General features: G+C 67.1%; 11 protein-coding genes and 1 pseudogene. 6 read left to right on the plus strand and 6 right to left on the minus strand.

Annotated features, from left to right (window positions below; translation table 11 throughout):
* The gene (dnaK, locus tag QFZ33_RS23470; protein WP_307031482.1) at positions 1-1,866 is read right to left on the minus strand and encodes a molecular chaperone DnaK; all 1,866 of its coding nucleotides are present in this window, start codon (positions 1,864-1,866) and stop codon (positions 1-3) included.
* Between the two features lie 237 nt (positions 1,867-2,103).
* Positions 2,104-2,487 carry a hypothetical protein gene (locus QFZ33_RS23475; protein WP_307031485.1) on the minus strand — a complete coding sequence of 128 codons (384 nt, stop codon included), beginning with the start codon at positions 2,485-2,487 and terminating at the stop codon, positions 2,104-2,106.
* 240 nt (positions 2,488-2,727) lie between these two features.
* Between QFZ33_RS23475 and QFZ33_RS23480 the strand changes: the two genes are divergently transcribed.
* From QFZ33_RS23480 to pabB, 4 genes and pseudogenes are all read left to right on the plus strand, one after another.
* A complete protein-coding gene (locus QFZ33_RS23480) occupies positions 2,728-3,540 on the plus strand; it encodes a class I SAM-dependent methyltransferase (protein WP_307031487.1) in 813 nt (270 codons plus the stop codon).
* Between the two features lie 162 nt (positions 3,541-3,702).
* Entirely contained in the window at positions 3,703-4,326 is a 624-nt protein-coding gene (locus QFZ33_RS23485; protein ID WP_307031489.1) for a LysE family transporter, read from the plus strand.
* Positions 4,327-4,443: 117 nt separating this feature from the next.
* Positions 4,444-4,962 (plus strand): annotated as a pseudogene (locus QFZ33_RS23490) (low molecular weight protein-tyrosine-phosphatase); the annotation flags it as partial.
* 140 nt (positions 4,963-5,102) lie between these two features.
* The gene (gene pabB / locus QFZ33_RS23495) at positions 5,103-7,178 is read left to right on the plus strand and encodes an aminodeoxychorismate synthase component I (protein ID WP_307031491.1); all 2,076 of its coding nucleotides are present in this window, start codon (positions 5,103-5,105) and stop codon (positions 7,176-7,178) included.
* 6 nt (positions 7,179-7,184) lie between these two features.
* Here the strand turns inward: pabB and cls are convergent, their stop codons facing one another.
* A complete protein-coding gene (gene cls, locus QFZ33_RS23500; protein ID WP_307031981.1) occupies positions 7,185-8,657 on the minus strand; it encodes a cardiolipin synthase in 1,473 nt (490 codons plus the stop codon).
* A gap of 96 nt (positions 8,658-8,753) precedes the next feature.
* On the opposite strand from cls, the gene QFZ33_RS23505 reads away from it, so the two are divergent.
* Complete coding sequence (locus QFZ33_RS23505) at positions 8,754-9,686, plus strand: aminodeoxychorismate lyase (protein WP_307031492.1); 933 nt, start codon at positions 8,754-8,756, stop codon at positions 9,684-9,686.
* Between the two features lie 168 nt (positions 9,687-9,854).
* On the plus strand, positions 9,855-10,952 hold the full coding sequence (locus QFZ33_RS23510; RefSeq protein ID WP_307031494.1) for an EAL domain-containing protein: 1,098 nt from the start codon (positions 9,855-9,857) through the stop codon (positions 10,950-10,952).
* Positions 10,953-11,004: 52 nt separating this feature from the next.
* On the opposite strand, the gene QFZ33_RS23515 is transcribed toward QFZ33_RS23510, so the two are convergent.
* Genes QFZ33_RS23515 through QFZ33_RS23525 form a run of 3 tightly spaced genes read right to left on the minus strand, consistent with a single transcriptional unit; the run spans position 11,005 to position 15,057 of the window.
* Complete coding sequence (locus QFZ33_RS23515; protein ID WP_307031495.1) at positions 11,005-12,054, minus strand: PLP-dependent cysteine synthase family protein; 1,050 nt, start codon at positions 12,052-12,054, stop codon at positions 11,005-11,007.
* On the minus strand, positions 12,051-13,739 hold the full coding sequence (locus QFZ33_RS23520) for an aromatic amino acid ammonia-lyase (RefSeq protein ID WP_307031497.1): 1,689 nt from the start codon (positions 13,737-13,739) through the stop codon (positions 12,051-12,053). Before QFZ33_RS23520 ends, QFZ33_RS23515 begins: the two co-directional genes overlap by 4 nt.
* Positions 13,740-13,761: 22 nt before the next feature.
* Positions 13,762-15,057: an NtaA/DmoA family FMN-dependent monooxygenase gene (locus QFZ33_RS23525; protein ID WP_307031499.1), complete on the minus strand. Its 1,296-nt coding sequence runs from the start codon at positions 15,055-15,057 to the stop codon at positions 13,762-13,764.
* Positions 15,058-15,190: the final 133 nt, after the last annotated feature.

Raw genomic sequence — 15,190 nt, forward strand, 5'->3', positions numbered from 1 at the left:
TTACTTCTTCTCTTCTTCGTCGACGATCTCGGCGTCCACGATGTCCTCGTCAGCTCCCTTGCCGCCGGCGGGGGCGCCTTCGGCACCTGCAGCGCCGGTGGCGCCGTCCGGGGAACCGGCCTGGGCGTAGATGGCCTCGCCGAGCTTGGTCTGGGAAGCCTGCAGCTTCTCAAACGCGGTCTTGACGGCGGCGTCGTCGGTGCCTTCGAGGGCCTTCTTGAGGGCGTCGACGTCAGCCTGGACCTCGGTCTTGACCTCTTCAGGCAGCTTGTCGGCGTTGTCGGCGATCAGCTTGTCCACGGAGTAGGCGAGCTGCTCGGCGGTGTTCCGGGTGTCGGTGGCTTCGCGGCGGGCCTTATCGTCGGCTGCGTGCTCCTCGGCGTCCTTGACCATGCGGTCGATGTCTTCCTTGGAGAGCGCGGTGCCGCCGGTGATGGTCATGGACTGTTCCTTGCCGGTGCCCTTGTCCTTCGCCGAAACGTGCACGATGCCGTTGGCATCGATGTCGAAGGTGACCTCGACCTGCGGGACGCCGCGCGGAGCCGGTGCGATGCCGGTCAGCTCGAACGTGCCCAGCGGCTTGTTGTCACGGGTGAACTCACGCTCGCCCTGGAAGACCTGGATGGCCACGGACGGCTGGTTGTCGTCCGCCGTGGTGAAGGTCTCGGACCGCTTGGTGGGGATAGCCGTGTTGCGCTCGATCAGGTGCGTCATGACACCGCCCTTGGTTTCGATGCCCAGGGACAGCGGGGTGACGTCGATCAGGAGAACGTCCTTGCGCTCACCCTTCAGCACGCCGGCCTGCAGGGCCGCGCCAACGGCCACAACCTCGTCCGGGTTGACGCCCTTGTTGGGCTCCTTGCCGCCGGCCAGTTCCTTCACGAGCTCGGAGACAGCGGGCATACGGGTGGAGCCGCCGACAAGCACGATGTGGTCGATGTCGGAAAGCTTGATGCCGGCTTCCTTGATGACGTCGTGGAACGGCTTCTTGGTGCGCTCGAGCAGGTCCTTGGTCAGGTCCTGGAACTTGGCGCGGGTCAGCTGCTCGTCCAGGTGGACCGGGCCGTCCGGGGTGACGGAGAGGTACTGGAGCGAGACGTTGGTGCTGGTGGAGGAGGAGAGTTCCTTCTTGGCCTGCTCGGCAGCTTCGCGGAGGCGCTGCAGGGCAATCTTGTCCTTGGACAGGTCAATGCCCTTGACCTTGAGCTGGTTCAGCAGGTACTCGACGACGCGGTTGTCCCAGTCGTCGCCGCCGAGGCGGTTGTCACCGGCCGTGGCGCGCACCTGGATGGTGGAGAAGTCGTCCTCGTCCTTGCCGACTTCCAGCAGGGAGACGTCGAAGGTACCGCCACCGAGGTCGAAGACCAGGATGAGCTCGTCTTCCTTGCCCTTGTCCAGGCCGTAGGCCAGGGCGGCCGCGGTGGGCTCGTTGACGATGCGGAGGACGTTCAGGCCGGCGATTTCGCCGGCTTCCTTGGTGGCCTGGCGCTCGGCGTCGTTGAAGTAGGCCGGAACGGTGATCACCGCGTCGGTGACCTTTTCACCGAGGTAGGACTCGGCGTCGTTCTTCAGCTTCATGAGGACACGGGCGGAGATTTCCTGCGCGGTGTACTTCTTGTCATCGATGGCCACGGACCAGTCGGTGCCCATGTGGCGCTTGACGGAGGCGATGGTGCGGTCAATGTTGTTGACGGCCTGGCGCTTGGCGATTTCACCGACCAGGACCTCGCCGGACTTGGAGAATGCAACGACCGACGGCGTGGTGCGGCCACCCTCAGCGTTGGCAATAACGGTGGGCTCGCCACCTTCGAGAACGGAGACGACGGAGTTGGTTGTTCCGAGGTCGATACCTACTGCACGTGACATGTGTTGCTTCCTTCTTTCCGTGGAAACTTGGGGTTCGCTCACTCCTTGAGCGATCTGCACTCAACTTTACCCAGCACGGAATTTAAGTCAATCCAGACTTGAGTCAGGTGCGCTCAACTTTGCTCCAGCCCGAAGCCCTCTGGATGCAGGAAACCCCCGGTACGCGGCGGAATTCCGCGGAGCACCGGGGGTTTGATGAGCTGAGGCAGCCTGATTTCGCCCAGCGTGAACGTGCGCCTAGCCCCCCGAGGAGGCGCCGCCGTCGTCCTCCTTCAGTTCTTCAGCGCCGCCTTCGGGGGCTGTTCCGGCAGCACCGTAGTCGCCCTCCGGGTACTCGCCCTCCTCATCCCCGGGCAGCTCCTGGCCGACGGCTCCGGCCCGGCCGTAGTCGCCTTTTGGATATTCGCCTTCGTCCCGCTCAACGGACGGCTCAACCACCCCTGCGTCGCCGTAATCACCCACCGGATAGTCACCCTGGGGCTCGGTGGCTGCCTCATCCCCCGCCATTCCGGCATCGCCGTAGTCACCCTCAACGTACTGTCCGCTGTCCCCCTCGAGCGCCGGATTTTTGGAACCGGTGTGGGCCTTTCCTGCGGCGCCGGACTCACTGTTTTCGGTCATCGGTTGATCACTCCTTCGAAAGGACTGGGCGCGCCTGGTCCGGGCGCAGTGGCAGTCTACTCAGCCGGCGCGGGCCGCAACAGGGGCCGGAGCAGCAACGCCCTCGCTGGAGACGGCCGCCCAGTTCATGGACGCGATGATCGCGGCCACGGTCCAGGCCAGCCAAGAGGCCTCCGCCACGCCCTAGGCTGCGGGCTCCAGCCACCTACCCGAAATGCGGAGAAGGAGTAGCGTTTCCCTATGAGCATGCAGCCGGAAGATGTCTACACTCACGGCCACCACGAGTCCGTGGTCCGGGCCCATGCCTCGCGAACAGCGGAAAATTCGGCCGCGTTCGTCATCCCGCACCTCACCCAGGGCGTATCAGCGCTCGACGTCGGGTGCGGGCCCGGCAGCATCACGTGTGACTTCGCGCTTCTGGTGGCGCCCGGGACAGTGACAGGACTGGACCGCTCCCCCGACGTGATCACCCACGCCCGCGAGCTGGCAGCCGACCGCGGCGTGGAGAATGTGGAGTTCGTGGCGGGCAACATCTACGACCTTGACTTCGAGGACGACACCTTCGATGTGGTCCACGCCCACCAGGTCCTGCAGCACCTGACCGATCCGGTGGAGGCGCTCCGGGAAATGCGGCGGGTGGCAAAGCCCGGCGGCATCGTGGCTGTCCGCGACGCGGATTTCCACGGCATGAGCTGGTATCCCGCCATTCCCGAGCTCGACGAGTGGATGGAGCTCTACCAGCGAATCGCGCGCCGGAACGGTGCCGAGCCCGATGCCGGCCGCCGGCTCGTCTCATGGGCCCAGGCCGCCGGCTTCACGGACGTTGCGCCCACCAGCAGCAACTGGCTCTACGCCACCGGACAGCAGCGCCGCTGGCAGGCACGGGTGTGGGGCGAACGGGTACTGCATTCGGCATTCGCGGAGCAGGCCCTCGAGTACGGCTTCGCACAGGAGGCCGACCTCACGCGCATCTCAGCCGGATGGCACCGCTGGGGCTCCACCGACGACGGCTGGTTCCTCATTCCCAACGGAGAGATCATCGCCCGGGCCTAAGCAGCCCGGGCAAACGCGCCCTCGCCGCGCAAGGCGGGCACCGTCGTCGTCCTTGCACCAAGGCGTCATCCTTTAGCCAATAGTGGCCATCCGCCCAAGCGGCCACTTTTGGTAAATCGCTGCGCGGCACAGCCCGCCCCGCAGACCGACTAAACTTGATGGGTGCAATTCTCCCTTTGGCTGGCCCTCGCGGGCGCCGGCACCCTCATCAGCTTCACTCCGGGCGCAGGCGCCATCAACACCATGAGCAACTCGCTGACCGCCGGGTTCAAGCGCTCCACCTGGGGCATCCTCGGGCAGCAGGCCGCCCTGATTCTGCACGTCATCGTTGTGGCCCTGGGCGTCGGCGTCCTGGTTGCCGGTTCCCCCGTGGCCTTCAATGCCATCCGCTACGCCGGGGCCGCGTACCTTGTGTACCTCGGCATCAGGCAGTTCCTGCGGAAACCGGACCTGGACCAGGAGAAGGTCGCGGCACTCCGGAACGAGCCCGCCTGGTCCATGTTCCGCCGGGGCCTGTGGGTCAACCTGCTCAACCCCAAGGCCATCGTGTTCTTCCTGGCCTTCATGCCGCAGTTCATCCGGCCCGCCAGCCCCCTCCTGCCCCAGTACGCCGTGCTTGCGGCAACCGTGGTCCTCATTGACGTCCTCGTCATGTGGTTCTTCTTCGCAGCGGCGGCAAAATCCTTCCAGCGCTTTACCCACAATGCCCACGGCCAAACCGTGCTCAACAGGATTTTCGGCATCCTGTTCGTCGCGGTGGGTGTGTTGCTGGCGCTCATCCATTAAGCCCCGCCCGGCTCCAGGGCCATTTTTGTGACAGTAAGACCGGCAAACTTTACGCGCCTTGTCGATAATAAGGTCACTTACTAGCCAAGTGGGGCTGGCATCCTCCATGCTTAGCCCATGAACTCAACGACGAGCCCATACCGCGTCATCGCCGTCTGCACGGGCAACATCTGCCGTTCGCCCATGGCCGAGCTGATGCTGAGCGCCGCCTTCGCTGAAGCCGGGCTGGGCGACCTCGTGATCGTCGATTCCGCAGGCACCACGGCCTACGAGGCCGGACGCCCCATCGACCCGCGGGCGGCACGGAAACTCACCACCCACAACCTCTTGTCGGACCGGCATGTTGCACGGGAATGGCGCTCCGAATGGTACACCGAGCGGCACCTGATACTGGCGCTGGACGTGGACCACTACGGTTGGCTCCGGGCCTCCGCCCCCGATGACCAGACGCTGTCCCGGATCCGCATGCTCCGCAGCTTCGACCCCGCCCTGTCGGACGGCGATCCCCTGGAACAGGGCATCGAGGACCCCTGGTACGGCGGCCACGCGGACTTCGAGGCCGTGTGGGACCAGGTCCAGGCGGCCGTCCCGGGCATCGTCCGCTACGTGCAGGACGCAATCGCGCAGGATGCGAACGCGAATGCCGGCAACGAGGCGGCCCCGGTCCGGATAGAAGAGCATCGGGCACGCAACGGCAAGCGTCACAGCCACCCGGCTGGCAGCAGCCCGCTTCACAACGTCCAGGTTCAGGACAGCCAGCAGGTACGCTCTATTTCATGACCCCCGCACCTGTGATCATCGCCATTGACGGGCGGTCGGGCGCAGGTAAAACCACATTGGCCATCGAGCTCGCGGCCACGCTGCGGAACCACCACAAGGTCTCGATGTTCCACCTGGAGGACATCTATCCCGGCTGGGACGGCCTGTCGGCCGGCATCGAACGCTACGTCACCACGGTGCTGGCGCCCCTGAGCCGCGGGGAAGCGGCCACGTGGGTCAGCTGGGACTGGAAAAACCATTGCGACGGTGACCCGCGGGTCACCCTTCCCGCCGAGATCGTGATCGTCGAGGGCGTTGGGGCCGCCGCGGCCGCGGCCAGGCCGCTTCTGGACGCCGTCATCTGGGCGGACTCCCCTGACGGCGAGCGCCGCACCCGCGCGCTGGCACGTGACGGCGAGACGTACGAGCCGTTCTGGGACCAGTGGGCCGGCCAGGAGGCGGAGCTCCTGGCCGCGGACGACATCCCACAGCATGCCCATGTCCGGGTCCTCAACCGCGCGGACGGCACCGCCCCCGCGGACGCCCTGCAGGCACTGACCTACCTCCCAGCACTCACCACGGCGTTGGTTCCCGAGCTCTCCTCGCGGCGCGGCCTGCGCCTGCTGTCCGAACGCATCGAGGCCAGCCCCGATCCCGCCGTACTCTTCCGGGCGCTGTACGGCACGTCCGCCAATGCGGTCTGGCTGGACTCCTCCCTGCGTCCGGCCGGCGCGGACGGTCCCGGCAGGGAAACTCATGCGGCGGAGCGAAGCCGCTTCAGTATTTTGGCGGACGACGGCGGCACCTTCGGCCAGTCGGTCCTGCACAGTTCCGGCGTCACCCGGGTTACTGCCGGGTGCGCCACGGCCAGCGTGTCCGGCCAGTTCTTCCGCTGGCTGGAGACGGTCTGGGGACGGAAGGCGGTGCGCTGCCCCGAGGATTACCCGTGCGAGTTTGCGCTGGGCTGGCTGGGCTACCTCGGCTATGAGCTGAAGCGTGAAACCGGCGGACGGGACGTCCGCTCGGACACACCTGATGCGGGGCTGATCTTTGCCGGCCGGGGCGTGGTCCTGGACCACACGGACAACACGGTGTGGCTCCTTGCCCTCGACGCGCCGGACGCCACGGAGTGGCTTGCCCAAGCCCGTGATGCGGTGACCGCCGCACCGGAAGCCGGCGGCGGCAACGGCGTCGTACTTCCGGCGGCAACTGCCGCAATGCCAGCCGATGCCACTCCGCCGGCATTTGCCGGACGCGACAGTGAGGCGAGCTACAAGCGCAAGATCGCCGAAGCCCAGCACCAGATTGCCGAGGGTAACTCCTACGAGATCTGCCTCACCACCACCCTCTCTGCGGAGGCGCCGGCGCTCGAGCCGTGGGCGGCGTATCTTGCCCTGCGCCGGCGGAACCCGGCACCGTTCGCAAGCTACCTGCGGTTTGGCGGGCTCACGGTGGCCAGCACCTCGCCGGAGCGCTTCCTGCGAATAGCGTCCGACGGCGGCATGCGCGCCGAGCCGATCAAGGGCACCCGCCGCCGGGCTGCTGACCCGGACACCGACGCCGCCCTCCGCCACGATCTGGCCACGTCCCTCAAGGACCGGGCGGAGAACATCATGATCGTGGATCTGCTCCGGAACGATCTCAGCCATTTTGCCGAGCCGGGCTCGGTCACCGTCAGCCGGCTGTGCGAGATCGAAAGCTACGCCACGGTGCACCAACTGGTGAGCACCATCGACGCCGTTCTCCTGCCGGGATCGCCGCGGGCCGAGGCGGTGGCTGCCTGCTTCCCGGCCGGCTCGATGACCGGGGCGCCGAAAATCAGCACCATGGCCATTCTTGACCGGCTGGAGGAGGGACCGCGCGGCGTCTATTCCGGCGCGATCGGGTACTTCTCGCTGAACGGTGCCACCGATCTGGCCGTGGCCATCCGCACCCTGGTGGTGCAGGACGGCGGCCAAGGCGAAAACGTCCGGCTCAGTCTCGGTGTTGGCGGCGCCATCACCGCCGATTCCGTGCCGCAGGACGAGTACGAGGAGATCCGCACCAAGGCCTACGGCGTACTGTCCACCCTGGGTTCCACCTTCCCGGATTGACCAGACCTATTGGACGGTGGCCGTGAGGCGGGCGACGTTGTCCACGTACCTTGCCGCGAGAGGCCGGCGCATCCAGTCCCCGAGCCGGAGCTCGTGTGAGATGTCGCGATAGGTGTCCTCCACCGCGCGCATGCTGTTGACGGCGTCTGCACCCAGCAGCATCACCGAAACCTCCAGGTTGAGCGAGAAGGACCGCATGTCCATGTTGCTGGAGCCCAGGACCGCCACTTCGTCATCGATGGTGAAGTGCTTGGCATGGAGCACGAACGGCGCCTTGTAAAGGTAGATCCGCACGCCGGCCCGCAGCAAGGCCTCATAGTAGGACTGCTGGGCGTGGTGGACCAGGAACTGGTCGCCCTTCTCGGAGACGAACAGTTCCACGTCCACCCCGCGCTGGGCCGCGGTGGTGATGGCGTAGAGCAGGGAATCGTCCGGCACGAAGTAGGGGCTGCAGACGGAAATCCGGTGCTGCGCCGAGTAGATCAGCGTGTTGAAGAGCCGGAGGTTGTTCTCGGTGGTGAAGCCGGGGCCGCTGGGAACCACCTGGGCCGACACGCCGCCCGGCGAGGGCTCGGCAGTCAGCTGCAGCTGGTCCTCGAGTGACTCGTCGGTCTCGCTGAGCCAGTCGGTGGCAAAGACAACATTGAGCGTAGGAACGATCGGACCCCGCAGGCAGGCCATCAGCTCGATCCATTCCCGGCCGGCCTTGCGGTGCTTGGGGTTGTTGTAGGAGGGCTCGATCAGGTTCTGCGACCCCGTGAACGCGACTTCGCCGTCGATCACCATGATCTTGCGGTGGTTGCGCAGGTCCGGCCGGCGCCACTGGCCGTGGATGGGCAGCAGCGGCAGCATCCGTCGCCACTGGATGCGGCTCGCCTTGAGGCGTTTCAGCAGTTTGTTGTACCCCTTCACGCGCAGGGTTCCGATGTGGTCGAACAGCACGCGGACCTGGACGCCGCGGTCCGCCGCCTCTTCGAGGGCCGTGAGGAGGTCGTCCGTGACATGGTCCGTGCTCATGATGTAGAACTCGGCGTTGACGAAGCGCTTGGCTTTCCGCACCGCCTCGGTCATGGCCCGGATGGAGTCCGGGTAGCCGGGTATCAGCTCCACATGGTTGCCGTCCACCAGCGGGATCGATCCGAGCCGGCGGTTGAGTTCGGCCGCGGACCGGACCCATTCGGGGCCGGAATACTCACTGGCGACGTCGGAAAGCACCGCGCTGCCGGCACGGACCCGCTCGTTGACCGCCTGCTGCTGCTCGGTGCGGCGGCGAGACAGCTTGAAGTTGCCGAAGAGCAGGAAGAGGATCAGTCCCAGTGCCGGCACGAAGAAGATGCCAAGCAGCCAGGCCATGGCGGTGGTGGGCCGCCGGTTGCCCGGGATAATGCCGACGGCCAGGACCCTGATGACAAGATCCACGCCGCTAAGCAGCAGGATCAGCCAGGCCGGCAGTGAGTCCGCCAGCGGAAACGGCCACAACACAGTTGAAACCCCCGTTATTTCTTACCATCGCAGCCATTCCGTATGGAGCGGTGAAGCCAGCCTATCGGGCACCGGCCGCACTAAGCTTGAGGCATGACGTCTCGTACCTCCCACACAGTGCTGGTTTTCCTGGATCCGGACTATGAGAACGGCCGGATTGCCGACCCCGAAAAGCCGCAGCTGATGGCCACGGATTTGGGCGCCACCCGCGGTGACGGGGTGTTTGAGTCCATGCTCGCCGTCGCCGGGCACACGCGGAAGATTCAGGCCCACCTGGACCGGCTGGCCCGCTCGGCGCAGGCACTGGACCTTGAGATTCCGGGGCCGGACGACTGGCGCCGTGCAGTCGGGACGGGCGTCGCGGCGTTCCGCTCCGACAACCCGGCACCCTCCCCGGAGCTGGACGAGGCCGTGGTCAAGCTTATTGTCACCCGCGGCGTCGAGGGCGCCGCCGCCCCCACCTGCTGGGTTCAGGTCTCCCCCGTGGCCGTGGCCGGACGGCGCCAGCGCGAGACCGGCATCGACGTGATCCTCCTTGACCGCGGCTATGACAGCGACGCTGCCGAGCGCGCCCCGTGGCTGCTGCTCGGCGCCAAGACCCTGTCCTACGCGGTGAACATGGCCGCGCTGCGCCATGCCCACAAGCAAGGGGCGGATGACGTCATCTTTACGTCCTCGGACGGCCGCGTACTGGAGGGCCCCACGTCCACCGTGCTGCTGGCGAACGTGGAGAAGAACGAGGCCGGAACAACAGTCAAGCGCCTCGTAACACCGCAGCTGGACAGCGGCATTCTCCCCGGAACGTCGCAGGGCGCCCTCTTCGCCGCCGCCAAGGCCGCCGGCTGGGAACTGGGCTACGGCCCGCTGAAGCCACAGGACCTGGCCGATGCCGACGCCGTCTGGCTGATTTCCAGCATCCGCCTCCTGGCCCCGGTCAATCACATCGACGGCCGCGAAATCGGCACGCCGGCACTCCGCAAGCAGCTGACAGCCGAGCTGAACGAACTGTTCGCCGGAATCGAGTAACCCGGACGTCCCGCATAACGAAAAGGCACCGTTCGAAAAAATGTGGGACAAGCCGGTGCCCTGCGTTGTAGTCTTCTTCCACGGCCACTTGCCCACGCCCCGCGGCGGTGATGGCACATGGCTTGGTTCCGGGCTCAGCCGGAATGAGTACGTATAAAGGAATAGCCGATGTCTTGGGATGACAACTCCCTGCACGCATTGACAAACTCACTACCCACGGGCTGGGGGGCCCAGGCAGCGCTGCCGGGGGACATGGGGGAAATTACTGTGCGCTGGCAAGCCCACCAGATCATTACCGAACTGCTCGCCGAAACAGATCAGGCCAGCGAATGGCCGCGAACCCAGTTGCGCGCCCTGTTCGAAGCCCATCCGGATAATCCCGAACACGTGCTGCTTGAGCACCTCACCGCCACCACGGAGCTGGCCAACGCCGAAAACGGCGCCATCCCGGTGAGCGTCTCCTCCCAGGACCTGGCCGCGCCCGAGCCCGTGCCCTTCACCCGGCGCAGCAGGAACCGGATTGAAGCCATCCTTGCCGACAAGATGCTGATGACCGCGTTCCAGCCGATCCGCCGGCTTCCGGAGGGGCACGTGATCGGTGTCGAGGCCCTGACCCGGTTCGTCACCGACGACGGTGCCAGCGCGGACCACTGGTTCAATGAGGCCGAATCCGTGGGGCTGGGCACCGAGCTTGAACTCGCGGCGCTGCACCGGGCCCTTGCTGCGGCGCAGGCCGTGCCCGATCACATGTTCATCGCCCTGAACCTGACTCCGGCAACGTGCGCGGACCCAAGGATCCCGGGGCTGCTGGAACATTCCCAGCTGGCCATGGACCGGATCGTCATCGACCTGAATGGCCCCGTCCCCCTTGAGCAGTACGCGTCGCTAACTTCCGCCATCGCTCCGCTGCGGGGCCGTGGGCTGCGGATCGCCGTGAATGGTGCCGAGGTCGGCTTCACGTCGATGGACCAGGTCCTGGAACTGCACCCGGACATCATCAAGCTGGACCGGAGCTTCATCGCGGGCATCGAGGACTCCCCGGGACAGCGCCTGAGGGCCGCCGCCATGGGTGAACTCGCCCGGCACATTGACGCCGTCATTGGCGCCCAGGGCGTCGAGACTCCCGAGGAACTCGAGGCCGTGACCGAACTTGGCATGACGGCTGCGCAGGGCTACCTGCTGGGCCGGCCCTCCGTCCACCCGCTGGACTGGAATGCCTGGATCCGTTCGGAGAGCGAGACGGCCGCCAGCGGCCCGGCCTCCTGACGGGTTTCACTTCCTCACGGGTTTCCCGAAGGCGAGCTGGCAGTTTTTGGCGCTAGTCCTCCGCAAGGTCGGCGGCCAGGCGGATGTGGTTGTCCGCCAGCCACACCGGGTTGAAGGCCTTGCTCTGGTAGTTGCTGCCGGTGTCCGGGGCGATCGCCACCACCACTGACCCGTGCGGAGCCGCCCTGGCCACCCGAACCGCTGCCGCCACCGTCAGTCCCGACGACGGCCCGAGGGACAGGCCTTCGTCGTTGAGCAGCCGGTGCAGCATGGTGTACACCTCGTCATTCGGAATCCGCAGGAACCGGTCCAGCAGTCCGCGGTCGAAGACCTTCGGCCAGTCGGGCTTGGGCCAGGAGTTGCCCACCCCGTCCACCAGGATCTGGCCTGGATGCCCGCCGCTGTAGACCGAACCGTACGGGTCCGCGCCGATCACCTCCACATGCCCGCCGGACTTCTCCTTGAGGTACCGTCCGTTCCCGGTGATGGTGCCGCCGGTGCCCACGCCTGCGACGAAGTGCGTCACCCGGCCGGCCGTCTGCTCCCAGATTTCCGGCGCCGTCCCCTCGTAGTGCGCCCGTGGGTTGGCCGGGTTGTCGAACTGCAGCGGACGCCACGCGCCGGTAATTTCGGCCGTGATCCGGCCCGCGACCGCCCGCGCATTTTCCGGTGAATCCGAGGGCGCACTCCAGTCCGTAAACACCACCCGCGCCCCGTACCTGTTGAGGGCCTCCAGCTTTTCGGAGGAGATGGAATCACCGGTGACCACCACCACCGGATGGCCGGTCAGCGCCCCGATCAGGGCGAGCCCGATGCCGGTGTTTCCGGAGGTGCTTTCCACGATGGTCCCGCCGGGCTGCAGCTCGCCGCTCCGTTCGGCCGCGCGGACCATGCTCAGCGCGGTCCGGTCCTTGATGGAACCGCCAGGGTTCTCCGATTCAAGCTTGACGAAGACGGTGCTCCCCAGCCCGCGGCTCAGCACGTTCAAGGGCACCAGCGGAGTGTTCCCCACCCGCGCCAGCACGGCGTCAGCGTCCACGCCCGCATCCACGATCGGCGCCACGTGCCTTGGCTGGCGGCCGCTTCCCGTCACCGTGGTCATGATTCTCCTCCCCCATCGCCCCGACCGCCGCCATTGGGCCCCCCGTCATTCGGACCGTCGTCATTCGGACCGTCTGGGTCAGGTGTCCGTAATTCGGGCAGTCGTGCCAGCAGGTCCGCGAGCGCAGCACGAGCACTGTCAACCAGCACCGCTGCCGGCAGCTGCCCGGCCAGCAGCCCCGACAGCCGTGCCACGACGACGCCGGTGCCTGCTCCGGGCTCCCGGATTGCCGCATCCCGCAGATCCGTGTCCTGTGCCTCCGCTAAAAGGTAGGAGGCCGTCAGCGCCTCGATGGTGAGGAGTTTGGCTGCGGCCTCCACCGAGCGCTGCAGCTGCTGGAGGGCAAGGGGGGCCAGCGTGGAGTGGTCCTCCACGTCCGCGGACAGGGTGGGTGCACCCAACGTGGCAGGTGCCGCCAGGAACTTCAGCTCGGCCAGCAGGCCGGCGGCCGAGTACCAGAGCAGCCCCGGCAGGTCCTCGGACGCGAGCGGCGTGCCGGCCCGGGCCGCCTCGAGGTTGAGCTGCCGGATCAGGCGCTGCGGCGGATAGAGCTTGGCGATCCTCCGCTCGCTGCTGATTCCGACGTGGGCCAGTCCCAGCCGCAGTGCCTCGAACGCCATGGCCAGCTGCATGGGCTGGAAGTTTCCGCCGGACACCATCCGGCCCGAGGCCACATCCGTCAGGGGGTTGTCGCCCCGGCCGTTGAGTTCCACCTCGAGCGCCTCGGCCAGGGCTGTCACTTGGGCCCGGAACGCACCGTGCGTCTGCGGCGCGGCGCGGAAGGACAGCGCATCCTGGACAGACACCTGCCGCCGAGGGTCCTCCAGCCAGCCGCCCCGCACCAGGCGCCGGACATTGGCCGCGGAGATGCGCTGGCCGTCCACGGCCTTGGCCGACTGCACGGCCGGCGAAAACGGGCTGAGGTTCCCGCCGCCGTCGTACCTTGCTGTGGCCTCAAGCGAGAGCGCCAGCGCGGTGTCCGCCAAATCGGCGAGCCACTGGATGCGGCGGAGTTCCAGCGCGCCGGCCCCGATCGAATAGGAGTTGGCGCTGACCAGCGCCAGGGCCTCGCCCGGCGCCAGGACCAGCGGTTCCAGCCCGGCGGCGGCGAGCGCCTCCGCGCCGTCCTGCAGGCCGCCGTCGGGAGCAAGCGACTGGCCCTCCCCGATGGCGACGGCGGCAACCGCCGCCAGCTGGGTGAGGTCCGACGAGCCGACGGACCCGTCGGACGGAACAGCCGGCACCACACCCCTGTTGAGCAGTTCGGCATAAAAGCGGGCAGTTTCCGGGCGCACCCCCGAGCCGCCCCGCGTGAATCCGATGAGCCTGGCCAGGATCAGGGCCCGGACTTCATCCCGGTCAAGCAGCGCGCCGACGCCGCTGTGGTGGTAGCGCACCACCTGCAGCTGGAAGTCGAGGATGGATTCCTGCTCCACGGCGGTGTCCCGGCCGGAGCCGAGCAGGGTGTTCAGGCCGTAGACCCGGTGGCCGGAATCGATGGCCGCCTGCACCACCTCGCGGGACAGGCCCACGAGCTCGAGGGCGTCGGCGCTGAGGACCACCTCCACTGCGGGATCGGCCGCCGCGGCAGCCACGTCGTCGGCACGGATGTGGGCCGTCCCGATCAGGAACGTGCCGCGCCCGACCCCCGGCATCAGTCCGTCGTGTCCCCCGGTCCCTGCCATTGCACCAGCCCCGGCCATGGCGTTAGAAGTCCAGCAGGTTCCGGCGGAAGCCGCCATCGCCGTAGCTCGTCCGCAGCAGCCCCCGCCTGCGGAGCACCGGCGCCAGCCTGTCCAGCACCCCGTGAATGGTCGCCGGGTCGACGAAGCCGGAGAAGAGGAACCCGTCTCCGCCCACTGCAGCTCCGGTTTCCTCGAAGTAGTCGGCGATCTCCTCGGCCGTGCCGATGATGCTGTCGCCGGCCCCGCCGCTCCGTGCCTGCAGGATCTGCCGCAGCGTGGAACCCGGCGGCGCGGCCTTGGAGAAGTGCTCCAAGGTGCCCTGGTTGCTGTTGGTGCTTAGCTGCGGGAGCGGCGCGTCCAGGTCGAACTGCTTGAAGTCGATGACGGACAGGTAGGAGATTGAGTTGAGCTGGCTGTCGATGTCCCGCTGGGTCAGCTCCCGGCGCGCGGCCCGCAGCTCCTCCGCTTCGGCCCTGGAACCGGTGACGGTGGGTTTGAGGACGAACAGCACCTTGACGTCGTCGGGGTTCCGGCCGGCCGCGGCGGCCTCGGCGCGGATGGAGTCCCGGTACGCCTTCATGCCGTCGGCGCCGCGGGCTAGGGCGATCGCAACATCCGCGTTCGCACCGGCGAAAGCCTTGCCCCGCGGGGACGCCCCCGCCTGCACCAGCACCGGCTCCTCCGGCAGCGGGGCCGTGTTCAGCGGTCCCCGGACCCTGAAGAACTCCCCCACGTGGTGGATCGGCCGGACCTTGGTGTGGTCCGCGAAGATCCCTGCCCGGGTGTCCTCCAGGATGGCGTCCGGTTCCCAGCTGCGCCAGAGCTTGCGCACGACGTCCACGAACTCCTCGGCCTTCTCGTAGCGGAGGTCGTGCTCAATCTGCTGGTCCAGTCCGTAGTTCTGTGCGGCAAGATCGCTGCCGGAGGTCACCACGTTCCAGCCCAGCTGCCCGTTGGAGAAGTGCTGCAGCGTGGCCAGCAGCCGGGCCGCGGTGAACGGCGGGTAGAAGGAGGCGCTGATGGTGGGCACAATGCCCATGTGCTCCGTGGCGGCGAGCAGGTACGGCACCAGTGCCAGCGGATCGTGCTTCGGTGCAAAGGATGCCTGCGCCAGCGAGACCTCCGCGCTGCCGCCGTAGGTGTCGGGGACGGTGAGGGAGTCCTCGATGATGAACAGGTCCAGTCCCGCCCGCTCAAACTCACGGACCGCATGCTGGTAGGGGGCGGGCTTCCTCCAGTCATAGCCGATTCCGTAGCCGGGTGTCCCCCAGCCCTGGACCCCGAAGCCGTGGCCCACAAACCATCCAAAGTGCAGCATGGGAGTCACTGTATTCGGGGTCGAATCATTCACTGCGGCCTGGTTTCATCCGGCGTTACGGCGGTTCATCTTCCGTCATTATCCTCCCGGCCACCTGCTTTGTAACCGCAACGCGGGGTCACTCACGGCCGCT

Source organism: Arthrobacter globiformis (assembly GCF_030815865.1).
Taxonomy (GTDB): domain Bacteria; phylum Actinomycetota; class Actinomycetes; order Actinomycetales; family Micrococcaceae; genus Arthrobacter; species Arthrobacter globiformis_B.

Excerpts from the sequence above, each read along its gene's own strand:
- dnaK (WP_307031482.1), bottom strand. The coding sequence starts at position 1,866 with ATGTCACGTGCAGTAGGTATCGACCTCGGAACAACCAACTCCGTCGTC.
- QFZ33_RS23505 (WP_307031492.1), top strand. The coding sequence starts at position 8,754 with ATGACGTCTCGTACCTCCCACACAGTGCTGGTTTTCCTGGATCCGGAC.
- QFZ33_RS23515 (WP_307031495.1), bottom strand. The coding sequence starts at position 12,054 with ATGACCACGGTGACGGGAAGCGGCCGCCAGCCAAGGCACGTGGCGCCG.
- QFZ33_RS23520 (WP_307031497.1), bottom strand. The coding sequence starts at position 13,739 with ATGGCAGGGACCGGGGGACACGACGGACTGATGCCGGGGGTCGGGCGC.
- QFZ33_RS23475 (WP_307031485.1), bottom strand. The coding sequence starts at position 2,487 with ATGACCGAAAACAGTGAGTCCGGCGCCGCAGGAAAGGCCCACACCGGT.
- QFZ33_RS23480 (WP_307031487.1), top strand. The coding sequence starts at position 2,728 with ATGAGCATGCAGCCGGAAGATGTCTACACTCACGGCCACCACGAGTCC.
- QFZ33_RS23525 (WP_307031499.1), bottom strand. The coding sequence starts at position 15,057 with ATGCTGCACTTTGGATGGTTTGTGGGCCACGGCTTCGGGGTCCAGGGC.
- pabB (WP_307031491.1), top strand. The coding sequence starts at position 5,103 with ATGACCCCCGCACCTGTGATCATCGCCATTGACGGGCGGTCGGGCGCA.
- QFZ33_RS23510 (WP_307031494.1), top strand. The coding sequence starts at position 9,855 with ATGTCTTGGGATGACAACTCCCTGCACGCATTGACAAACTCACTACCC.